The sequence below is a fragment of the Wolbachia endosymbiont of Encarsia formosa genome (assembly GCF_039540065.1).
GTDB lineage: Bacteria > Pseudomonadota > Alphaproteobacteria > Rickettsiales > Anaplasmataceae > Wolbachia.
Genome location: NZ_CP154278.1, coordinates 310,211 through 332,412, shown reverse-complemented (window position 1 = coordinate 332,412; position 22,202 = coordinate 310,211). Strand labels below are relative to the sequence as shown.

General features: G+C 33.9%; 25 protein-coding genes and 3 tRNA genes. 9 read left to right on the top strand and 19 right to left on the bottom strand.

Annotated elements, in window-relative coordinates; translation table 11 throughout:
- The first annotated feature begins 6 nt into the window (after positions 1–6).
- Both AAE962_RS01730 and hemA read left to right on the top strand, forming a co-directional pair.
- The gene (locus tag AAE962_RS01730; protein ID WP_343289319.1) at positions 7–4,305 is read left to right on the top strand and encodes a hypothetical protein; all 4,299 of its coding nucleotides are present in this window, start codon (positions 7–9) and stop codon (positions 4,303–4,305) included.
- Positions 4,306–4,376: 71 nt separating this feature from the next.
- The gene (gene hemA, locus AAE962_RS01725) at positions 4,377–5,573 is read left to right on the top strand and encodes a 5-aminolevulinate synthase (protein WP_343289318.1); all 1,197 of its coding nucleotides are present in this window, start codon (positions 4,377–4,379) and stop codon (positions 5,571–5,573) included.
- Between the two features lie 280 nt (positions 5,574–5,853).
- Here the strand turns inward: hemA and AAE962_RS01720 are convergent, their stop codons facing one another.
- The 3 genes from AAE962_RS01720 to rimM form a co-directional block, all read right to left on the bottom strand.
- Positions 5,854–6,546: an inositol monophosphatase family protein gene (locus AAE962_RS01720; protein WP_226079969.1), complete on the bottom strand. Its 693-nt coding sequence runs from the start codon at positions 6,544–6,546 to the stop codon at positions 5,854–5,856.
- The gene (efp, locus tag AAE962_RS01715) at positions 6,547–7,113 is read right to left on the bottom strand and encodes an elongation factor P (protein ID WP_343289317.1); all 567 of its coding nucleotides are present in this window, start codon (positions 7,111–7,113) and stop codon (positions 6,547–6,549) included.
- A 62-nt stretch (positions 7,114–7,175) separates the two neighbouring features.
- Positions 7,176–7,673: a ribosome maturation factor RimM gene (gene rimM, locus AAE962_RS01710; protein WP_343289316.1), complete on the bottom strand. Its 498-nt coding sequence runs from the start codon at positions 7,671–7,673 to the stop codon at positions 7,176–7,178.
- A 97-nt stretch (positions 7,674–7,770) separates the two neighbouring features.
- On the opposite strand from rimM, the gene AAE962_RS01705 reads away from it, so the two are divergent.
- The gene (locus tag AAE962_RS01705; protein ID WP_343289315.1) at positions 7,771–9,147 is read left to right on the top strand and encodes a DEAD/DEAH box helicase; all 1,377 of its coding nucleotides are present in this window, start codon (positions 7,771–7,773) and stop codon (positions 9,145–9,147) included.
- A gap of 57 nt (positions 9,148–9,204) precedes the next feature.
- Here AAE962_RS01705 and AAE962_RS01700 read toward each other — a convergent pair whose 3' ends face one another.
- The 7 genes from AAE962_RS01700 to AAE962_RS06715 all read right to left on the bottom strand — a co-directional run bounded on the left by AAE962_RS01700 (position 9,205) and on the right by AAE962_RS06715 (position 11,350).
- A complete protein-coding gene (locus tag AAE962_RS01700; RefSeq protein ID WP_343288679.1) occupies positions 9,205–9,456 on the bottom strand; it encodes an IS4 family transposase in 252 nt (83 codons plus the stop codon).
- A 105-nt stretch (positions 9,457–9,561) separates the two neighbouring features.
- The gene (locus tag AAE962_RS01695) at positions 9,562–9,825 is read right to left on the bottom strand and encodes a hypothetical protein (protein ID WP_343288678.1); all 264 of its coding nucleotides are present in this window, start codon (positions 9,823–9,825) and stop codon (positions 9,562–9,564) included.
- Between the two features lie 54 nt (positions 9,826–9,879).
- Positions 9,880–10,233, bottom strand: a complete 354-nt coding sequence (locus AAE962_RS01690) for a hypothetical protein (protein WP_343288677.1) — start codon at positions 10,231–10,233, stop codon at positions 9,880–9,882.
- Positions 10,187–10,663, bottom strand: coding sequence for a transposase DNA-binding-containing protein (locus tag AAE962_RS01685; RefSeq protein WP_343288676.1), 477 nt, complete (start codon positions 10,661–10,663; stop codon positions 10,187–10,189). The genes AAE962_RS01690 and AAE962_RS01685 overlap by 47 nt, the downstream gene beginning before the upstream one ends.
- Positions 10,664–10,696: 33 nt before the next feature.
- On the bottom strand, positions 10,697–10,828 hold the full coding sequence (locus AAE962_RS06720) for a transposase (protein WP_410543832.1): 132 nt from the start codon (positions 10,826–10,828) through the stop codon (positions 10,697–10,699).
- Positions 10,821–11,036 carry a hypothetical protein gene (locus tag AAE962_RS01680; RefSeq protein WP_343289030.1) on the bottom strand — a complete coding sequence of 72 codons (216 nt, stop codon included), beginning with the start codon at positions 11,034–11,036 and terminating at the stop codon, positions 10,821–10,823. The genes AAE962_RS06720 and AAE962_RS01680 overlap by 8 nt, the downstream gene beginning before the upstream one ends.
- A 68-nt stretch (positions 11,037–11,104) precedes the next feature.
- Positions 11,105–11,350 carry an IS630 transposase-related protein gene (locus AAE962_RS06715; RefSeq protein WP_143689951.1) on the bottom strand — a complete coding sequence of 82 codons (246 nt, stop codon included), beginning with the start codon at positions 11,348–11,350 and terminating at the stop codon, positions 11,105–11,107.
- Between the two features lie 153 nt (positions 11,351–11,503).
- Between AAE962_RS06715 and AAE962_RS01675 the strand changes: the two genes are divergently transcribed.
- Both AAE962_RS01675 and AAE962_RS01670 read left to right on the top strand, forming a co-directional pair.
- Positions 11,504–11,686, top strand: coding sequence for a hypothetical protein (locus AAE962_RS01675; protein ID WP_264336274.1), 183 nt, complete (start codon positions 11,504–11,506; stop codon positions 11,684–11,686).
- A gap of 154 nt (positions 11,687–11,840) precedes the next feature.
- Positions 11,841–12,125: a hypothetical protein gene (locus AAE962_RS01670; protein WP_143689831.1), complete on the top strand. Its 285-nt coding sequence runs from the start codon at positions 11,841–11,843 to the stop codon at positions 12,123–12,125.
- Positions 12,126–12,458: 333 nt separating this feature from the next.
- Here the strand turns inward: AAE962_RS01670 and AAE962_RS01665 are convergent.
- The 5 genes from AAE962_RS01665 to AAE962_RS01645 form a co-directional block, all read right to left on the bottom strand.
- Positions 12,459–12,545, bottom strand: a tRNA-Ser gene (locus AAE962_RS01665).
- Positions 12,546–12,576: 31 nt separating this feature from the next.
- The gene (locus AAE962_RS01660) at positions 12,577–13,365 is read right to left on the bottom strand and encodes a DUF2163 domain-containing protein (RefSeq protein WP_343289314.1); all 789 of its coding nucleotides are present in this window, start codon (positions 13,363–13,365) and stop codon (positions 12,577–12,579) included.
- Between the two features lie 37 nt (positions 13,366–13,402).
- The gene (locus AAE962_RS01655) at positions 13,403–13,534 is read right to left on the bottom strand and encodes a type II toxin-antitoxin system RelE/ParE family toxin (protein WP_264706807.1); all 132 of its coding nucleotides are present in this window, start codon (positions 13,532–13,534) and stop codon (positions 13,403–13,405) included.
- 143 nt (positions 13,535–13,677) lie between these two features.
- Entirely contained in the window at positions 13,678–13,902 is a 225-nt protein-coding gene (locus tag AAE962_RS01650) for a TA system antitoxin ParD family protein (RefSeq protein ID WP_343289313.1), read from the bottom strand.
- Positions 13,903–14,021: 119 nt separating this feature from the next.
- Positions 14,022–16,061 (bottom strand): porin, encoded by a 2,040-nt coding sequence (locus tag AAE962_RS01645; RefSeq protein ID WP_343289312.1) that lies wholly within the window; start codon positions 16,059–16,061, stop codon positions 14,022–14,024.
- 442 nt (positions 16,062–16,503) lie between these two features.
- On the opposite strand from AAE962_RS01645, the gene AAE962_RS01640 reads away from it, so the two are divergent.
- The gene (locus tag AAE962_RS01640) at positions 16,504–17,589 is read left to right on the top strand and encodes a lipase family protein (RefSeq protein WP_343289311.1); all 1,086 of its coding nucleotides are present in this window, start codon (positions 16,504–16,506) and stop codon (positions 17,587–17,589) included.
- Positions 17,590–17,746: 157 nt separating this feature from the next.
- Here the strand turns inward: AAE962_RS01640 and AAE962_RS01635 are convergent, their stop codons facing one another.
- The 4 genes from AAE962_RS01635 to AAE962_RS01620 all read right to left on the bottom strand — a co-directional run bounded on the left by AAE962_RS01635 (position 17,747) and on the right by AAE962_RS01620 (position 20,115).
- A complete protein-coding gene (locus AAE962_RS01635; RefSeq protein ID WP_343289310.1) occupies positions 17,747–18,565 on the bottom strand; it encodes a 3'-5' exonuclease in 819 nt (272 codons plus the stop codon).
- Positions 18,558–19,442, bottom strand: coding sequence for a GTPase Era (era, locus tag AAE962_RS01630; protein ID WP_343289309.1), 885 nt, complete (start codon positions 19,440–19,442; stop codon positions 18,558–18,560). Before era ends, AAE962_RS01635 begins: the two co-directional genes overlap by 8 nt.
- A gap of 41 nt (positions 19,443–19,483) precedes the next feature.
- Positions 19,484–19,942, bottom strand: coding sequence for a hypothetical protein (locus tag AAE962_RS01625; RefSeq protein ID WP_343289308.1), 459 nt, complete (start codon positions 19,940–19,942; stop codon positions 19,484–19,486).
- Positions 19,943–20,042: 100 nt separating this feature from the next.
- Positions 20,043–20,115, bottom strand: a tRNA-Gly gene (locus tag AAE962_RS01620).
- A gap of 159 nt (positions 20,116–20,274) precedes the next feature.
- On the opposite strand from AAE962_RS01620, the gene AAE962_RS01615 reads away from it, so the two are divergent.
- The 3 genes from AAE962_RS01615 (at position 20,275) to AAE962_RS01605 (ending at position 21,420) form a co-directional block, all read left to right on the top strand.
- The gene (locus tag AAE962_RS01615) at positions 20,275–20,910 is read left to right on the top strand and encodes a ribonuclease H-like domain-containing protein (protein WP_343289307.1); all 636 of its coding nucleotides are present in this window, start codon (positions 20,275–20,277) and stop codon (positions 20,908–20,910) included.
- A 67-nt stretch (positions 20,911–20,977) separates the two neighbouring features.
- Complete coding sequence (gene trxA, locus AAE962_RS01610; RefSeq protein WP_343289306.1) at positions 20,978–21,304, top strand: thioredoxin; 327 nt, start codon at positions 20,978–20,980, stop codon at positions 21,302–21,304.
- A gap of 39 nt (positions 21,305–21,343) precedes the next feature.
- Positions 21,344–21,420 (top strand) — tRNA-Ile (locus AAE962_RS01605).
- The last annotated feature ends 782 nt before the right edge of the window (positions 21,421–22,202 follow it).

Below are 22,202 nucleotides of genomic sequence, written 5' to 3'. Positions count from 1 at the left end.
TAAATCATGGGTGGTTGGAATTTACTTGGTGGACTCATGCCGCCAGCAGTAGATACCGCAGGAGAAAGTGAGCGTCGCCATTCCAGAGATTTAGGTGCTGAAGAAGAATTTGAAGTTTTAAATAATGAAAATCAAGATGTTTCATATGCTAAGGATCTAAGCTTAGAGAATGCAATACTTGCAAACTTTCCTGATGGTTGTGATAGATCATTTATTGTAGAATCAAAAGATGAAGAATCGTATGACATTATTCCTAAAAATTTAACTTTTGCTGAAGTAATAAGTATCTTAAATCAAGCTGTAAAAGAAGATAATTATGAAAAATTAGACGAAGTTATACAAAATATTGAGGATTATGAAGGCAGGTCTATTACGCTAGAGAGTACAAATTTAAAGAATTTTTGTGAGCAACAACTTAACTTAGATTTACGAAATAATCAACATATATATTCAAATATACTATCACAGTATAAATTTAATCAAGTAGAGCTTAAGTACGATTATTTAGTAAAAGAATTGGTGTTACTTGCAATTGCAGCTAACGATAAATTGGCAGAAAAATATCAATGCATACTTTTTGCTGAAGGAAACTTAAGTCTTTTACCTTTACTTGTTGGTGGTCAAGAATATATAAAAGCTTTTATAGAAAAATTCCATAGTATCGATGAGGTTTATAATAAAATAAAGGATCAAACTATACAACTTGTTGAACCCAATAAGATTGGCTTTTTCTCAACCATAGCATTAAGAAAAGAACAAGAGTTACTAGAGACAGTTCTTGCAGAACCCTTCTTAAGGGATCTTGAGCATGTACTAAAAACAAGTAATCCCGATCCTTTATATGGCGTCCTTGAAACAGCATCTTTGGTCAAAAATGAAAAATTTATCACGTTAGTGCTAAACGCATTTGAAAGATATATTAATGAGCCAACTAAAGATGTAAAAGATCTGCTAAAAGGGAGTTTTGTTACTCTATTAGAGACTGTGATAAGTCAGGAGCATCTGCCTATCATCGAATACTTGTGCAAACGATATATCAATAACAAGGGTTCTACTAATTATGATATATATGAGCAAGCATTTGCTGACGATAGAGTTATTAAGGTGCTCAATCAACAAATTTTAAAGAATATAGGAGCTCGTGATAGAAAAAAAATTTATGATTTAGTTCTAAAAACTGTACTAGATGCTGGTAATATCACATTTATTGAGCACTTATGTGAAGAATATGCTGAGTGTAGTAACGATGTTATCGATTATCTCAATCAAAAATTTAAAAATAACGAATTTGATAATGCATATGAATTAGCTCTTATTACCTTGTCTAATATCAAAAGCAAGGATATTGTAATCGATATAATTGCCCACATTCAAATCTATCAGAGCATATCACACAATGAGCAAATAACTAGGCAGGTCATACAGAATATACTGAGAAATGCGGTACACTACTCGACAGATCAAGAAGATTACTCATTAGTCAAAAAAGTATGTTATTTGTGCACAGAAAGTGATGAAATTATCGTAATTTTTCGAGAGGAGTGTGAGATTTTTAAATCTAGCATAGAGAAGCGCATGGAAGATCTAGAAATGGGAAATAAATTATTGCAGTCTGAAGCTTTACATGAATATAACTACAATTATGTTCTGGGTGTTGTAAATGGATTAGCTCAAGTTGCTCATGTGGGATATGATATATACACTGAAGATCCAAAATACAATAAACGCCAAAAGAATATTGATCTTATATTAAATTTAATGCATATTAGAAATATTCTGCAATTTTCTATTGATGTGCAAGAATATTCTTGCACTGAACGTCAAGATTTATGGGATCAAATGTACAACACTCCAGCAACTTTTATGGTGCGAAAAAAAAGTGATAACATTGCAGATAGATCAACAATCTCAGCTATAGAAAGTAACATTTTATCAGAAAATTCAGAATCTCAAAGCACTGATAGTAAGCAGCTACAAAGCAATATTGTTGATAAAGGAGAAAATATTATAGCTAATAAAAAGGCTTCAAAAGAAGCTCCAATTAATAGGAGGGGTAAAATGCCTAAAAATACAAAAACTATAGAGAAAAAATTGTCTGATACTATCAATAGTATCGATCTTCCTAGTGTGGCAAAATTACTAGTGCAACCAAACAATAAAGTAGATAAACTTATTTTACAGAAGCTCCTGAGTCAAGCAAATGACAAAATTCAAAGCTTAAAAGAGAGCAAGAATAAGGAAAATCAGGAAAGGAATCTCCGGCTAATTATAAAACTTCTTACAGAAAGGCTTGAAGAAATTGCTACTGCATTGTCAGTGGGTGATAAGGCAGATTGTAGCAGTACTACAAAGTCACCCGTTATAAACAGTACGGATAGCCAACAATCGCAAGAAAATGTTATTGATAAAGGAAAAAATATTATAAATAGTGAAAAAGCTTCAGAAGAAGCGATAGCTAATAATTGTGAGGAGGGTAAAATGCATAAAAATATAGAAACTATAAAGGAAAAATTGTCTAATGCTATTGATAGCATCAATTATGTTAATGTGGTGGATTTATTAAAGGAGTTAGAGGATAGTGAATATGAATCTACTGTGCAGAAGCTCCTGAGTCAAGCAAATGACAAAATTCAAAGCTTAAAAGAGAGCAAGAATAAGGAAAATCAGGAAAGGAATCTCCGGCTAATTATAAAACTTCTTACAGAAAGGCTTGAAGAAATTGCTACTGCATTGTCAGTGGGTGATAAGGCAGATTGTAGCAGTACTACAAAGTCACCCGTTATAAACAGTACGGATAGCCAACAATCGCAAGAAAATGTTATTGATAAAGGAAAAAATATTATAAATAGTGAAAAAGCTTCAGAAGAAGCGATAGCTAATAATTGTGAGGAGGGTAAAATGCATAAAAATATAGAAACTATAAAGGAAAAATTGTCTAATGCTATTGATAGCATCAATTATGTTAATGTGGTGGATTTATTAAAGGAGTTAGAGGATAGTGAATATGAATCTACTGTGCAGAAGCTCCTGAGTCAAGCAAATGACAAAATTCAAAGCTTAAAAGAGAGCAAGAATAAGGAAAATCAGGAAAGGAATCTCCGGCTAATTATAAAACTTCTTACAGAAAGGCTTGAAGAAATTGCTACTGCATTGTCAGTGGGTGATAAGGCAGATTGTAGCAGTACTACAAAGTCACCCGTTATAAACAGTACGGATAGCCAACAATCGCAAGAAAATGTTATTGATAAAGGAAAAAATATTATAAATAGTGAAAAAGCTTCAGAAGAAGCGATAGCTAATAATTGTGAGGAGGGTAAAATGCATAAAAATATAGAAACTATAAAGGAAAAATTGTCTAATGCTATTGATAGCATCAATTATGTTAATGTGGTGGATTTATTAAAGGAGTTAGAGGATAGTGAATATGAATCTACTGTGCAGAAGCTCCTGAGTCAAGCAAATGACAAAATGACAAGCTTGGAAGAGGATGAGCAGAAAAAGGATCTTACAAAAATAATAGCACTTCTTAAAAATGATCTCGAGCATACTACTGCTGCATTACCAGCAGGTGATAATGTAGGTGCTACTGCAAGTAGTCAACAAATTCCTGTGAAAGAGGTTAAAGAACGTGAATCAGATTCATCATCACTGAGTTCTGAGGATAATGACTTTTCTAAGCTTGAAGGTGATAAGAGTGACGCTTTTGCCGGAACTTCTTCAGACTCTAATAGTAATTATCCATTTGAAGAAATTAATGAAGAAAGTTATGAAATAAGAATACCTATAATTGAAACAGTGGAACCTGAAGCAACAGCTTCTACACCAGAAATGCCTTCAATGGCCACTGAGGAAAAGCCTGGTAATATAAATGACAAAGAAAATGCTGATCAACAGCAACCGGCTGACAATACAAGTGTTAAAAGTGCACTATCAATTGATGGTGACGAGGAAGAGCAAGATTCTAACCAATCTGCTAAGTGTGTAAAACAAACGGTTAACAGAGATACACAACAAGAAACAGTGTTGCCAGTGATTAATAAGCAAAGCAGCGAAAGTAACCAAAAAACAACTACTCTAGATACAAAAAAGTATGTTGTAGCTGCTTCTGCGCTTGCAATAACTGGTATTGCCTTAGGAGTGGCTGTTGCGGTTTACTTGGAAATGTTAGCAATAGGAATAGCAGTTGCAGCTTGTTGTCTTATTGCAGCTACAATTACGTACTGCTATAGGCCTAAAAGCTTAGTTGAGGATAATGAGGTTAAAAAGGTTGATGATACACAAAAAAGTACACCTTGTTGTGGCTGATAATGAATAAATATAGTAGTCTATCATTTAATAATTTATTATAATTATATTGATCGTTAATAGATAAAAACTTGGTAGACTACGAAGAAATATTCTTAAATAAAATCAAAGATATAAAAGAAGAAGGGCGCTATCGTGAATTTACGCATTTTGCGTCATTACCTGGCAAACTTCCCTATATTATGGATTATGAAAGAAATAGAGAGGTTATTGTCTGGTGCAGTAATAATTATCTGGGAATGTCACAAAACGATAGTGTCATTGATGCTATTCAAAATTCATCTGTTGGTGCTGGAGGAACAAGAAATATATCAGGTACAACAAAGGAAGTTGTTGAGCTCGAGAAGTCTTTGGCTGACTTGCATCAAAAAGAAGCTGCTTTAACTTTTGCTTGTGGCTACCTTGCCAACCAAACTACGCTTAGCACTTTGTCGTCTGTTATTCCGGGTGTGGTAATTTTTTCAGATGAGAAAAATCACTCTTCAATGATAGAAGGTATAAAGTCAGGCAAAAGACCGAAGCACATATTTAGGCATAATGATGTTGATCACTTAGAGCAGTTGCTAAAGTCTATAGATATAAAAACGCCGAAAATAATAGCACTTGAATCTGTATACTCAATGGATGGTGATGTAGCACCGCTTGAAGCGATATGTGATCTAGCAGATCAGTATAATGCAATTACCTATTTGGATGAGGTACACGCAGTTGGCATGTATGGACCGCGCGGTGGCGGAATTGCAGAAAGAGAAGGTTTGATGGATAGAATAACTGTTATTCAAGGTACATTATCAAAGGCTTTTGGAGTGATGGGTGGATATATAGCGTCTTCAAAGAGCTTGGTGGATGTAATAAGAAGTTCAGCCCCAGGATTTATTTTTACTACTGCTATGTCACCAGTTTTAGCAGCAGCAGCAAAGGCAAGCGTTGAGCATTTAAAATCGAGCAATGTTGAAAGAGAGAAGCAAAAGCAGTCTGTTGAAAAGGTAAAAGACTCACTGAGAAATGCAGGAGTGAATTTTATGCAAACAGAAACTCATATAATTCCAATCATAATTGGCGATCCTGAGTTGTCCAAAAAAGCATCAAAATTGTTATTTGATGAGTATGGAATATATGTACAACATATAAATTACCCAACAGTTTCAAAGGGGACTGAGCGCTTCCGTATTACTCCTACGCCTTACCATACAAATGAAATGATAGAGCATTTAACAAAATCTCTTGTAAAAGTTTTTGAGAAATTATCTGTTTGTGTCTGTTGTTGAGTTTAAAGTTGCCAAGAATAAGGTATCTATTTAAAAGCATGGTTAATGTACAAAATCAGTGCTTTATTTCTTATCATGAAAGTAGCTGACACTGGGATCCAACTAAGTTACTTTACAACGTTTTTTGTGCAAAAGGACTAGATGCCATTGTCACAGACTGACTATTTGTTCCTATAGTTGTCTTTTCTCGTCTATCTTATTTTGCCACCCTGATGCAATGAGGGGTAGGTAAGACCATTTATTATTTTCACTACGTGACTTTTGCTCTTTTGAATGAACTTTAGTTTATATCTCCAGCAATGACAAGCGCGTTATCTTCCTTTAATCTCCCACCGCTTTCTTGCAAAAAAAGCCTACCGAGTGAAGTTTTATATTTATTAATTCCAGAGTAAATTATTCCATTGTATCTTCCGGCAGCAAGATATGCAAAACCTAGTACCGTTGAGCCAAGGGAGCGCAGATTATTATTGTCAAGTGGTAATTTGTTTAACAAATTACCACTTATGTCTATTATTCCCCCTTCACGAGCTTTCATCCGCATTTTTACATGGCGAGATTTGAAATCTTCAAGAAAAGCTCCTTTCTTTTCCTCTGCCCAGAAAGTTTCTCTAAGGGCTGGAGCATCAATCACAGCTGCTACAACTCTGTTTTTATGAATGAGACAAACTGATACTGCAAAATAAACCATACAACTAAAAAGGTTTTCCTTGCCTTCTATAGGCATAATAAACCAAGTATAACCGCCGTCTTTTAGATCTTGGCCCACATCGTCTTCAAAAATAAAGTCATAGTTCTGGTTGTAGTTTTTCAAGCAATCGTATATAAGTTGCTTGGATTTTGAATAAGTTTTATTGATAAAGTCTGCTGACTTAACGCTTGAAATTTGCAATTCATTAAAATCACGTATAAGCTGCTTGGAGGCACTGCGTACAGAATCAAGCATCACATTGATTCGTGGTGATGAAATGGCCATTTACTCTTTTACTCTTTCGTAATAGCTGTTATCAGGAGTATGTAATACAATTTTATCCCCTTCTTTTATAAATTGAGGCACGTTAACACGTATTCCGTTTTCCAAAATTGCAGGCTTATAAGAAGCAGTAACAGTCTGACCTTTGATAACAGACTCTGTCTCTTTTACAGTTAGTGTAACGTGATCAGGCACATGTGCAGAAATTATTTTATCTTGATAAGTTACTAATTTAATTTTCATATTATCTTGCAAATAAGCCTTCTTTTCCCCTAATAAGTCTAAATTTATAACAATCTGCTCGTAACTACTTGGATGCATAAGATTTACGATATTCCCTTCAGTAAAGAGATAAACATATTCCTCTTCATCTAAAATTGCCCTTATGATTGTTGCATCAGAGCGAAACCTCTCATAGTACTTTGCTCCTGTTTGGATATTTTTCATTTCAGCTTGTATATATGCACCACCTTTACCAGGTTGAGTATTCATAATACTTACAACCAAAAACAATCCACCGTTATGTTCTAGTACCTGACCTGGCCTGATATCATTAGCCCTTTCTGCCATAATTAAAATTTCAGTTTGATACAAGGATTATAAATAGCTTTATACAAATATCAAAGTTTTTATTAGTCAATAAATTCTGGCATATTGATCACTATATACCCTTCCTTTATATTTATATGTGGAAATGTTTCTTTAGTGAAAGATAGCATAATGTTTTTTTTTGTGCTGATAACCAAAATTTCTAATATATCCCCCGAGCCGAAATTATGCATAGACTTCACATAGCCGTATAATTCATTACTCTCTAGTCTTACTTCCATATTCACAAGATCATCTTGGTAAAATTCATCCTCATCATTTAACTGTGGTAGCTTATTTCTTTCTATATATAACTTTTTATTTCTAAAAAGTTCTGCTTCATTACGGGAATTCACACCGCTAATTGTTGCTATTACTAAATTATTACTGACAACAGACACCAAGCTTATTTTATAATTTTCACTTCCGATTATTAGTTCACCATATAGGAAAATATTTTCGGGCTTTTCAGTAAAGGTTTTTACTTTGACAGCTCCTTTGATTCCATGGGGAGAAGTAATTATTCCGAGGCATATATTCATATTAATATGATAGTTGAAATCAGCTTTTTGTCTATAGAATTGACAATTTACTGAATTAATATACAATTAATATTATACTAATTATAGTTGGTAATGTGTGGGTTCTATCAGCAATCAAGAAAAGCAAAGTATTATAAGTAGCTTAGAAGAAATCAACTGTAAGTTGCAAGGTGAATCTATAAAACTTGATGATACAAAGGAATCTATAATAGTAGCACGTCGTAAACCTGTTGTTGAAGGGATATTGGAACATCTCAAAAAACCTTCCATTGCTAACTGTAATGTTATGATCGATGCAGAAACTGGATTTGGTAAGACTTACGACATTGTAATACTGAGTCATGTATTAGCCCAAGCAGGATTTCATCATCTGGTTGCAGTACCAAGCAGTGATCTAGTAAACCAAGCTAAAAAAATGATGAGTAGTGCATTTACTGTAAACATTAGGACACCTAAAACTGCCGAGGAAATTAAAAATGCACTGAAGGCAACTAAACCTACAACAATTATAGTGACACATGACCTGTTATTGCAGCAAGAAAATGATCGTAAATTTAAAGACCAAAATACCAAGTTGTGGATTAGTGTTGATGAAGCAGACAGTATTAACAAGCAGAAGGATTTTGAGAATATGTGCAAGCTTGATGAGGATTATCCTACAACTTACCTAACTGCAACACCAAAGAGAAGGATTTTAAATAGATGCGGAAAAGTTATCAGCCCGACAAGATTGAGTAGAAGTTGTATTGGAAACGCCATCGAAACAGCAAGTGTTATTACAAAAACCAATAGGAGAGCAAATTTCACTCTAGCATTAGTCGTGAATATTGCTACCTCCATAATATCTTTAGCTATATTGTTTCCTATTATAAATAGTAACGTTGCTGCTGTAATTGGTCTAACTTCAGATTATTGGCTGTATTCTGCTTTGATTGGAAACTTATATTATACAATTTCTATGTTTATATTTGGTATAGTAATGTTGCCAATTTGTTGGGTACTAACTAAAGCAACTGGTGTAGAGTCAAAAGAACTGCTTTCTAGATTTCTTGCTAACGTGCGTAGCTTATTTACTAGAGAAAAATCTAGCCCAGCTCATGAGTATGTTGAAGAAAGCGAAGAAGTTTTTAATTACAATAAGCTTGTTGATACCGATGATTTATTAACTTCTATAAGATGGAATGTGCAAAGCCCAATTGGAGAAAGTGCTCTGCTTTTAGCTGATGATGTAAATAGTATAGTTAATCTTAACTTTGCGTTGCAGGGTAGAGATAATTTAGTATATGAAGGTAGTACACGTTATGAAGTGTATAATAAATTTCAGCCTGAAGGGATATCTTATCAAGACTATAGGCTCAAGTTACGCGAAGCGAACTTTATAAGCTGCGTTAAAAATCAACATCCTAGTCTGACAGAAGAGCAGATATCTGAATTAAAAGAAAAGGTGGATTTCAGTAGTACTCTGAATATCTAAAATATAGAGTAATGCATTCAATGATCGATCTTACTCTCTCATATTTAATGCTCACTTTTACCCACAATTTTGAGAGGTCATGATGTGAAGCATAACTATGCTCTCCTTAAGATTTTCATAGCCCCGCCATAGAGTCATAGCCCCTGGTAAATTATCACTTTTTCTATTCATAAATCCACCTAATTTTCCTAACCAAATAATAGCTTGTTTTATTTTTGGAGGTTCTTCTGGCAATGTAGCTACTTTATGCTCACGTATGAAAAGGGCCTTCCACTCTTCATTGCTTAAAATTTTAGTACAGGTTTCCATGGGATTTGATAAAGCGACTTTTGTTAAATATAAAATTTTAAATGCAATAATGCTCTTTATAGCAATTAATTTCTGTAGCCTTTCCTTTCTAGTTAAACGAGAGCTTTATATTTTACATCCTGATTTTAAAACCCTGAAATACTCCTCAATTTTCCATCTTAGCTTATACCAATTTATCCTTTCTATAGCATCTAAAGTGCTATTAACTGGTACATTAGTCAGCAAAGTCCAATCAATAGCTTCCAATCCTTCAGGAGGATTTGTTTCTTTTGCACTTACCACATATACAGGGATTTTATCACTTATTTTATGCACTGTGTCTTTTGATCCATAAATTGAAGAAGATCTGATAGGTATATAGCCTTTCATATACTTAACTTCAATATTAGCTTTCCTTGATCTTTGGTTTCTATCTTTATTAACTTATAGAGAAATTTTCTTCTTTACTGGCAGTTGAGTGATGCGTGTTTGCAAATCTGTTTTTCCAATTTCAGTACAGATAAATCTTCTATTAGTTCGATTACGGATTACATAAAAACTACCTAATGTCTCAGTGATCCATAAAAATTTGAAGATATCTGCCTCTCTATCACCAAGGGTAACAAGTTGTACATTTGCAGGAAGGTTGTTTATGCTTTCTTTGAGAGCTGTTATCCACTTATAACTTTCTTTTTCTTCTATGGAGGTACGGTATTTCCTGTTTGCTTTTTCTTGTGCCTTTTCTTTTTCCCTAATAGAACGTGCCCAACATTGTTGAGAAGATAGACCTAAAGGCAATCCTTCCTTTGCTGACTATTAAGGCACTGTGCAACAGTAAACCCATTTTATTCTTCGTATAAGCTTTAGAAATACTACCTAGCCTCTTGGTTTTTATATGAGAGTCAAAATCCAAATAACTTGTATCTTGAACTGAAAAAACAAACTGATTTCCTTTCATTCTCTCCATAGTTTCTTTGTAATGGGAAGAATAAATTTCCTTATCCTTAAGCTTTTCATTGCTAAATAATCTGTATGCACCCTTAGCTTCTTTCCATCCACTACAGCTTTGATTAATTGATCCAGACGCCTTACCCTCTATACAATATCCTGTTTTAATAAGTCTCTTATTAAGTCTTGTATTTCCTAAATTAACGTGTTTTAACTCTCTTTCCAGCCATTTATCCCCTAAGCCATCAGTATATTGCACATTTGTACTTACTTCACTCATTTTAATCCCAAATTTATTTGGTATCCATTTTACTCACTTTTTTATTTGTGGGTAAAAGTGAGGATTCAAATCTGGTGAATATGTTGGAAGATAGAGCAAATGACAGCCAAAAGATTCTATTAATGACCTTGTTGTAGGAGTCTTATGAAATGTAGCATTATCCATAACTATGGTTGTACCAGGTTGTAACTGTGGAATGCTCTAACCATGCATTAAATACTTCTTTGTTACAACCTCCAGTAAAAGTTATTGGTGCAATAAATCTCTTTCCAATCCACCCGGATACTATACTGATTCTCTCTCGCTGGAATATCTTCATAAATTTTCTTTCCTCTTGGAGCGCGCCCATACTCTCGGTATAATCTATTGTCAACTCCTGCTTCATCTATATATAAGGTGCTAGAATGGTCTATTTTTGAGATTTTATCGGTAAATTGCTGTCTATCTTCTTGATTGCGCTCTTGATATAGTGTGACTTTTTTTTAAAGTAATTCTTAGCTGTTTTAGTCTATACCAAATTGAATGTATTCCAAATCCAAGATTTCGTTTCATCTCTGCCAGAGTATGATCTGGATTCTTTGTAACATATTCTTTGAGTATTTTTGGGTCTATTTTTCGAATAAAGCTGCCGTTTTTAGATGGCTTGAGGCTTTCACCAGCAGCTTTCTTTTTTAACCAGCGGTACAGAGTCTATCTCCATAAGCTCTGCTACCTCAATCTTCGTCTTACCTCTTTTTCTATCATCAATACTGCCTTTTCCCTTAAATCCACACTATATGCCATTATAACCCAAATAACTTATTATATCTTTATCATTTACTTTCGGAAATACTATAGTTGATGAAGAGAGAGGTAAATTACAGGAAATTTTATAAAAAAACCTCTGATCAAGAAATAGATAAATATAAGTGTAGAGTAGTGGTAAATCACCTGATTAGGAATAATGTAAAATCGTCTGATATAGAGGTAACAAGTGTGAGTAATGGAATAGTGATTAGAGGCAAGAGCAAAACAGGTGTTTAAAAAATATATTTAGTGTTTCTGTAGGTGGAGAGGAAGGAGGGCTGTATAATTTGTTTTAACTTTCGTAAAAACTGTATTAAAAAGTAGTTATACTATTATTAATATGATATTAATGTTTTAATATCATGTTAGTTTTTTTATTAGGGAGAATATTATGTCAAAAAATACACAAAACTACCATACTTATCCTTTTACGAGTAAAAGTAAGGTGCAAGAATCTACACAAAAATTATTTTCTTGGATAGACGAGCAAAAAGCACGTGACCATAATCTTTGCCACAGAAAATGTAAAGAGATACATGATTGGTATAATCCTGCCGGGCGATCTATATGCAAGGCAAGATGTAATAATATATATGATCTAAGTTCTGAACCATTTGATCCACAAAAGACAATAATGGAATCATCTTTGGATGAATACGATTACATGTCTATTTAATAAAAAAGTGTGAGGCTTTTTTGTCTTCCGAAATTTTCAATAAAGAATTATATCGACAGATTATGGTAGGTTGAGTATATACGAGTTTGCTGATGCTCGGAAGAAATGACACAGACTAAGTATAGTATTGCAAGACATTATTAGTAATAGGGATCAGCATCTGGCTACTGGATTGTATTTCTATTACTCTTCGTCATCAAAAATCAAGAAGGCTCTGCAACTTGATAACTCTATTCTTTTATTGAAGTAGATGACTCTGAAAAATTGCGAAGCTGAAGTGCTAATGCTATATCCCTTAAAGAACAAAACCTATGTTATACTAGAAATAATGTGCGGAAAAGGGGGGATTCGAACCCCCGACATATTTTCATATGTGCACGCTTTCCAAGCGTGTGCTTTAGACCGCTCAGCCACCTTTCCATACTTATTCATAATATTAAAAATTATGCTGCTAAACAACTGGTATATATGGTTCGCCACGGAAATTCACAGTATTGTTAAACTTGTTTTTGCACGTTAAAAACGCTTTATCACAACCTGCAAGTATCGAATATTTATCTCCGGTAGAAATTTGATATGGAGGAGAAGCAAATAATGTAACTACTTTATTTTTGTATTCTTTAACTACAACTTCAAATGTTGCTGAACTAAACACTCCGTGCTTATAATATCCATCGCTTTCGATTAAATTAGTGTCTTCAAATCTTCTTTCATCTATCACTGTAGTAATTGTGCTCATTCTACTAAACTTTTTAGCATCAGCTTTACATCTATCATCGCAAAATTGTGCCCTGCATACAGGAGAATATAGCTCTGTTATGCTTCTCTCAAGCTTTGTCGTAATACCTCTAATTTCAGCGATAAACCTCCCGCTATTTAATGTTACTTTACTAAAAGTTCCTGCATGCAAATTCATAATTCCCTGACTCAAATCTTTATAATTCACAAGAAATATTTCAATATTTGCAAAGTCATACCTTCCTGATAAAACATCTTTTTCTTTAATATCGGCACTATTTAATATTCCTTCAATTTCTAGATTATCAGTTCTCAAATCGCTATTTAATATTATGCTACTAGCTGTAAACCCACTTGAAGATTTATAGAGTATATTATTGACATTTAAATCTTCGTCATAGTCGGTAAATCCCATTACTTTCCCACCTACAAGTGTTAATTTCCAGCAAGTAGCGATGGTAAGTAATTCTCCAGCTAAATGGTTTTTTAATTTGGTTTGCATAGTTGCCTCTTATAAATAATGGCATACCTGCATTTAGCTACACTTGTTTTTTCAAATCTCTATAAAAATTTTCGTGTGGAGCAAATGCAAGAAGTGTTAATATGTTATTTTGTTCGTTGTGAATATAGGCTAATAATGTCAGTTGATTAAAAATAGAGAATTTATACACGTGAACACCTGCAAGATCGCCTGACTTTAGCTCTTCAATATATGGGTTACCTTAAATTTGTTTGATGGCTTTTTCAAGTTTGGGTAGTTGATTATTGTGCAGCTTATTCATTGACCACTTAAAAGTGTTGGTGAGAAGAATCTTCAAAATTTTGTGGACTTATACTTCTCAACATTACCTGACTTGATATCCTCAATGCCTGAAAGGATTTCTTTGATAATATTATAGCTTAGCTCAGGGTTATCTTCAACAATCTGACCAATCTTAGCCCAATGCTCGATTTGTTGCGGTACAGAACGATTTTGCAATACGGAATGAGACTGCACTATCTTCTCAAATTCCCCATCAAGATTTACTGTTATACTCATTAGAGTATTACTTCCTAGTTTTAGCTATTATATCATATATTGGAAATTTTTTCAACATTTTGAAAGTGCATAGTGAAAACACACACCACATTCAAGCTGTGGTGTGTATTGTTAAATAACTAGAAAGAAAACTTCACACCAGTGAGTAGAAGAATTCCTGTATTAGAAGGTACCTCAGCATCTTTTTGATCTTTCAGCGCACTTTTTTCATCAGTCATAAAATAATGTAAGGCTGCATAAGGAACAAATTTGCTCTTATTGCAAGAAGATAGATCATACTGAACACCAAGTGCAATATCATGAAGCATATCTTTATCATTCATTGTACTGCCAAAGTATGTCAAGCTTGTGTAGATATTATCATATTGATAACCAGCACCTGCAGTCCAGTACATGGTATTGTTATCATTAAATTGCTTTAAGCCATTTTTTCTAGCAATATCAGTAGTCTCTTTATACTCTTTTGAAGCAAGGTCGAGTTCCTTGATACTCTTAGGTTGACCAGACTTACCCAAATATGCAAAAGAGGCAGCAAATTTTACACCTTGATCTTCATCAATCTTATAATCAGCGCTTGCACCCAAATTAATGCCTGCCAGATTATTGTATTCTATGAACTCATTATAAAGATGCTTATCTTTACTTGGCTCTTTTGCCAAGCCAAACTCACCAAGTACGGAAGTTTTAACTTTTATATTATGTTTACTAAAGTCATATTCATATGACGCACCAGCACTTATTATATGCTCGTAATCTGGTCCAACATGTCTTAACGTTTCCTTATGCTTTACCTCATCTTGCTTTTGAGCATTTTTAGAAAGAACTGAATCTATTTCTTTTACAACGGATAAACCACTATCATAGCGAGGTGAGTAGCTAAGACCAAATCTTGCACCCATATAATTTGGTGAGTAGTAAGCAGCTCTAAACGGCAACGTGGTCATAACGTCTTTGTTGTATTTTCCTGCCATACGGAAGGAGAGTTTTTCGCTCTCGCTCGAGAAGCTTTCAGTGTAAAGACGTGGTGTTACGTAAAATGGAAAGTTTGCAGCACTTCCTTCTAAGTTTACTTTTCTGAACCATTCACTATCTGCAGCTCCATCAACAGTTGCAATTCTTGTTGCATCAAGTCTCATCAGAGACTCAGGACCAAACTGATAGCCAAGTTTCAGATCACCATATTTTGAATTCAAAAACACATGTGCACTTCTACCTATTGCAGCATTCACGCCTTGTGAAGCTCCTTTACCTTCAGTAACTGGAACATGGAATTGTACATCGGCACCATAACGAAGACCAATATCCTCATTTTTATTTTCAGCTCTTAAGTGCAATATTACATCTGAAATCATGCCCATGTTTTCACTGTAATCACCAATATTCCCTATCCCTTTAGGAAATATTGGATTTGCTCCTTTTATACTATCTGGAGTATTGTTAAAATAATCTGTAGATTTACCTGGCATAACATTATAATGGTTATAGCCACTTAGCCCATGGTTACCATAACCTTGAGAATCAACAACGCCACCGAAAGTTATTCTTAAACCATCCCCTTGATTGGTATTGATAATATCAACCCCACCAACTGAAACAACAGGACTTGCCTTACCTTTTTCCTCTGTATTGCTGTTAACAACTTTTACATCCTTTTTTATATCTTTAGCTTCAATTTTAGCATTCTTAGTTTTAGAACCCTTAATTTTTGATTTTTCTACATTAGAATTTTTAGTGCTTAGAGCTTTCGCCTTTGAATCCTCTATAAGCTTTGCTTTTTTCTCTTTTGCTAGCCTAATTTCATCTTTTTTCTTTTGTTTTGCTACTAATTTTAACTCTTCTTTTTTCTTCTTTTGTTCAGCTGCTAATTTTAACTCCTCTTTTTTCTTCTGCTCAGCTGCTAATCTTAGTTCTTCTTTTTTCTTAAGCTCCTCGGCTTTTTTTCTTGGATCAGCATTACATATCCTGTCCATTTTTTCTTTTAGTTTCTTATTTGACGTCTTCATCACTTCCATCTTTCCAGAAGTTTTGATTGACTCGTTACTCTCTTGCTTTTTTACTTCCTTCATACTCTCGTCAGAAAAGTCAGCAGCAAAGCCACTGAAAGAACATAAAGTCAATAGAGAAGCTAGAGCAGTTCTAGTATAAATAGATTTTTTCATGAAGTGCCCCCAAAAAATTTTAAAATCATAACATAAATAGTATAAAGGTGTTGAAAATCCAACTTAAAGCAACCTTATAGCGAAAATAAAAGTAAAATGCAATACTTTAAAAGCAACTTTCTTAATACGCTCAACGTGTATATTAACCAAAATTTAGTACAGAGGTTTGCTTGTTAGTGTATTATAACTCTATACTTATTCTATGGAAGTAAAATTTACTCAAGTGAAAGTACATAAAGATTGAAATATTAATATAACTATTGACAATAATATTAGTTTATATTAAAATTAGTGAATTATTATTTTATTTTTAATAATTAAGGTATTTATGGATTTTAGTTTTTTACGAAATTGGTTTAGCACTACAGGTGGTGCTACAGGCTCATAGCAAGGTAATACTGAACAGCAAGACTCTATTTCAGTAGATGATGGCAAATACGAGATGAAAGAATATGACGATGAATTTGAGATCATTGAAGATTATGAATTTATAAATCGTGCTGATCCAAATGAGCCATGTTCTTTACCTTCTGAATATAAAATAGATGAAAGTATTGTAAAAATTGCAGGATTTGATAGAGAGAAATTATTAGAAATGGGTAATTTCTGCAAGATAAGCTATGGCGATGATGATGGTAAATTAAGTAAAAAAAGATGTAACAACCTAGCTCAAAGAGCGTACAAAACTGAATTTGAAACTGAAGAAGATTTTGAAATTGTTCCATATACTGAAAAAATGTATAAAACTAGAGCTGAACTCATCAGCGAAGGTTATGAAATTATTCCATTTGGTAATAGCTTTGAAAAAGATGCTGGTCACGTTTTTATAAAAGGTAAAGAAATAACAATAGCTTACCATGGTACTCGTCTGAGCCAGAGTGTTAATGATGGAATTACTGATATAAATGTACTTTTTGCTACTTCGGAATTTTTACCTGAAGGTGGAAGAATTCATTGTGGTTTCTATAATTCATTTATGGATTCATGGCCTAATCTGTATGGCATTTTGAAATCTCATGCTGAAAAACAGGGATCAGAAATCAAGGATTTTAAAATTAATCTCACAGGTCACAGTATGGGAGGAGCTATTGCTAAGATAGCTGCTTTATGCCTCAATAAAACAGAAGGAGCTGAAGATGTTCATGTTGCAACTTTTGGTGATCGACGAGTTTTCGATCTTACTGCTAGTGAATTTTATAATGATGTTCTTCAAGAAAAAACCATTAGAGTAACTCAACATAGACAAGACCCAGTACCAGCGGTATCACCTGGTATTTGTGGTTATGCTCATGTAGGTGCACAATTGAGAATATCAGTACCTGAAGGATATTTTGTTCATCAAATAGATGGTTATCATGAAGCCATTCAAATAATGGATGAAAAGGATTTCCGATCGAACAATAACGTTTCTCTCTTTTATTACCCTTCGAGAATATTAAGTCGAATTAACTGTGCAGTTTTAGGTAATGCTCAATATTATGCTGCTAATTTAGGTAATTATATTCTTGGTGGACAAAATTTTTTCTAGAAAGTAAAAAAGGAATACCAAGATAAAAAGTGTGAAGATTCTTTTCATGTTGAACAAGCAAAAGTTAAGCAGGTAGCATATGAGAATTCTTTGTCTACTGTAAGGAGTTTGTAACTACTATTAAGGAGCAATTATTAGATTGCTCCTTAATATCTATTCATTTAAGTTCAATATAAAAATCCTTACCGCAACACTCTTCTTTAAATTTTTTTAGGTGTTCTTTTTTTTCACACTCTAAAAGCAATTCTTCTATGCTCTTATTATAGCTTTCTGTAGTAATTCTTCCTTGATGATGCATGAATCTCAAGTAAATCAAATAAGTATTAATTACATCTGTTTCGCAATAATCGCGAATTTCTTGTATTTTACCACTATCGTATAAGCCCATAACTTGTGAACCATCGACTCCAATCTTACCAGGAAGATTAAATGCTGCACACACCTCATTCATTTTCACTCTTGCAGAAGCTCCAAAATCAGAGAGAGATTCAAGTAAATCACAATGCCAATCACTACTGTATCTCTGATTGTAACTGTTCCACTTATCGCCAGCTTTATGAAAATATTCTGCTTGGATGCCATGAATCATAGCGCGATATTTCAGCACTGGTATATCAAAAGTACGTCCATTGAACGAAACTAGTCTTGGCTTTTTCTCTGATATGTAGTTAAAAAATCCCTTTATTAGCTCTTTTTCATTGGAGTTTACTGTTCCTCCAGATCTTATTTCTTGTAGTGTGAACATTTCATAACCGCTCTGGCGTGTTATACTACAAAGTAAAAAACTAATAACTACAACAAGGTGGAAAGGCTGACGCAGGAAAGAGTTTTGCCCATTTGTTATTTCAAGATGATACTTTGTTAACGCATCTCTTTTCTCTTTTACACTACCATCATCACTAATATTTAGTAAATTCTTGCAGGAATTTACATCTGGTATAGTTTCAATATCAAATACTAACAAAGAATTAAGCATTGCTTATATATTCCTCAGGGCGATCAGTCCAAGGTCGCACTTTTACGAACAAAAAGAGATGAACTTTACACTCAAATAACTTTTCCAATTCTGTACGCGCCTCGATATTAATTTTTTTTATGCTACTGCCGTCTTTTCCTAGCACTATTTTCTTATGATTATCTTTCAATACAAATATGATCTGTTTTATGACTAAACTCTTATCTTTTTTTTCCTCAAATTGTTCAGTTATAACAGCTGTAGAGTATGGCAATTCTTCACGTAGGTTCAAGAATAACTTCTCTCTTGTAATTTCTGCTGATAAAAAATCAGCTGAGGAATCGGTTACTTGATCTTCTTCATAGAACCAAGGGCTTATCGGTGCAATTTCAGATAAGTAATTCATCAAATTAGAAAGTCCATCATTCTTCAGTGCCGATATCGTAAAAATTTTTTCAAACTTATAAAGCAAATTTAGGTGCTCATGTGCCATCTTGAGCTCTGATTTCTTTACTAAATCAGTTTTATTGATAACCAAAATGCATCTGCCTTTTGTGCGCTCCAGTCGTGCAAATATCGTTTTTATTCTTTCTATATTTTTTAGGTAATTGTTTACATCAACAAGCAACAAAGTAATGTCACTATCCTTAACTGCTCCCCATGCAGATTTGACTAAAGCTTTTTCAAGATTTGTTTCTGCTGAAAACACTCCTGGAGAGTCAGTAAAGACAATTTGCGCATTGTTGCACACTGCAACACCCCTTACCTGCGTCCTTGTTGTCTGCACTTTAGGGGTGACAATTGCAATTTTCTTGCCTACGATGCTGTTAATTAGCGTTGACTTTCCAGCATTTGGCAAACCAGCTATCGTTACAAATAAGCATTTTTCTTCTTTCACAAAGGAAATTATAAAGAAAACTAAACGTTAACGTCAATTGATTATTTTTCAGGTAGAGCGCGCTCTTCCTCTTTTGAAGAAAAATGCTCAACTATAGGTGATATAATATAATCATTCACTTTTTCAGCTATTGATTCAATAACACCAAATGTTACAAAGAACCCTGCAATTACTGCTATGGGTGCTATCAATGCACCTGCTAAAGCTGCCGATCCCATTCCAAGCGTTGCACCAGGAAAAATAGCCATTGTAGCTGCAGCAAGACCAACTCCAGTTGCAAAGCTTGCAGCACATAAACAATCACCAGTAAAAAAACTTTTTTTGGAAAAATTTTTATTATAAATCATCATGCATGTAAATAAGGCTGGCAGAACAGAAGCAACAATTCCACCCATTACCAATGGTGATAGAGTTGTAAAACTGAGCGCTAATCCTGTAAGTGCTCCTATTGATGTAGCTATACCTAAGACAAATAACATTTCTTTAGTATCGTCGTCCATATAATCCTCCTAAATAATAATTTTCTAAAAAGCTTTTAGCTACTTTAAGCATAGCTGAACTAGTTGAATAAGTGAGCAATTTTTTTTATGTTAAAAGAAGAGCGGGAGAAGGGGTTCGAACCCTCGACCTCAACCTTGGCAAGGTTGCGCTCTACCAACTGAGCTACTCCCGCAGTTAAATTCTGCTTAGATTCTACTTCTAATTATAGGTACATATTACAATTTGTAAACCCTACATACATGAAAATCATGAGAGCCAATTTTCTATGATCTTTTCGTATACTTAAAACTCATTTTTGATTATTGTATGTATCATAAAACATATTAAATTTATGAGAATATTTATATATAAAGACGACCTGCCAGCCAGTGCAATACCGAATGATATAAAATCTATAGCTGTTGATACAGAGGCAATGGGGCTACTTCATGGTAGAGATAGATTATGCCTTGTGCAGCTCTCTTTTGATGATGGCAACGCTCATTTGATTCAATTTAAAAACGATTATACAGCTCCAAATTTGAGAAAAATATTAGAGGATAAAAATATAATCAAAATATTTCACTTTGCGCGGTTTGATGTAAGTATAATACATTATTATTTAAAAATCTGGGCACTGCCTTGCTATTGCACGAAAATAGCCTCACGTTTAGTTCGCACTTATACAGATAGTCATAGCTTAAAAGAGTTGTGCTTAGAACTACTTGATATAAAACTAAACAAGCAACAGCAATCTTCTGATTGGGGAAATGAAAATTTAACAGACAAGCAAAAAAGTTATGCTGCATATGATGTTTTATATCTCCATAGAATAAAGGAAAAGCTAGATTTAATGCTGGAACGTGAAAATAGAAAAGAATTAGCCGAAAAGTGCTTTGAATTTCTTTCCACTCGTATTGAGCTAGATTCAATGGGTTGGGGAAATGTAGATATTTTTAACCATCAGGTTTTATGCAAAACACTTTGAGTTTGCAAGAATTTAGTTGATTAGCTACTAATTGGTACGCTATATTTTATAAAAATTTAGGTATTTTATGAGTGATGATATTAAAGCGGTAAATGATCAAAATTTCGAATCTGAAGTTGCTAACCACAAAGGATTTGTGCTGGTAGATTTTTGGGCAGAATGGTGTGGGCCATGCAAAAGTCTGATGCCACGTATCGAGCAATTGGCTGAGGATAGAAAAGGCAAGATCAAGATCTGCAAGTTCGACATAGATGGAGAAACTGAGGTGCCAAGTAAGTATGGAATTCAATCTATACCTACTTTAATCATATTTCAAGATGGTAAGGAAGTTGCACGCAAAATTGGCTCGATAAGTGATTTGCAAAGTTGGGTTGATAGTGAAATAAGCGAGTAGACAAATTTCCTTTTGCGTGTATTATAGGTGTTGATAAAAGGGATTGTAGCTCAGTCGGTTAGAGCAGTTCGCTCATAACGAATTGGTCGTAGGTTCGAGTCCTACCAATCCCACCACTATTGATAAAATGTATCTGTTCATCAAAGTAGCAAGATAAGGTAGACAGGTAAGAAAACTAAATGGGTGTCATTCCAGCGCGTGACTCTGGAATCTAGAAGAAAAAAATGGATCCCAGTGTCTGGGCACTGGGATGACAACAAAAGAGAGGCTACTCACATGATACCATTGTTGATGCACAACTTTTGGTGCATCACGCACTTGCAGGACGGTGTCATTCCAGCGTGTGATCAGATTTTCTTATTGGATCTCAGCTGGGATGACGCCTGGTTATGAAAGAAATCTATTGTCAAAAAAATTACTTCCGCATACTTTCAATCTAATTATAATTACAATTAGAGATATTTTAAGAGCTCAAAAATTTATCTTTGTCTGCAGATTTTCAATTAACTTTTCAATAAAAAACGTAGCGTATCTTTTTCAGTGTATGTAGGTGCACACACATACTTAATTTCTGTAGTATGTGCGCTACCAAATCTTTTTATACAGGAGGATTTTATGTCCAGAATTCCAGATACTTGACCTTTACTTTAGCTAATAAAAATCAATAGGTGCCTATGGTTTTTATAAAGAAAGTGTAGGAAATAACCAAAAACTATTTCCAGACATAAATTTGCTATGCATACCTAAAAAGTAATGATATTAGCATAATGTTCATATTTGCATGCTAATATGAACATTATTTAAATTGAAGAATATTATGGAACAACAAGCATAAAACAAAGAGAAAGGGATTGAATTTAGATATAATCAATGTAAGGAGAAATGCCATTCCTACAAA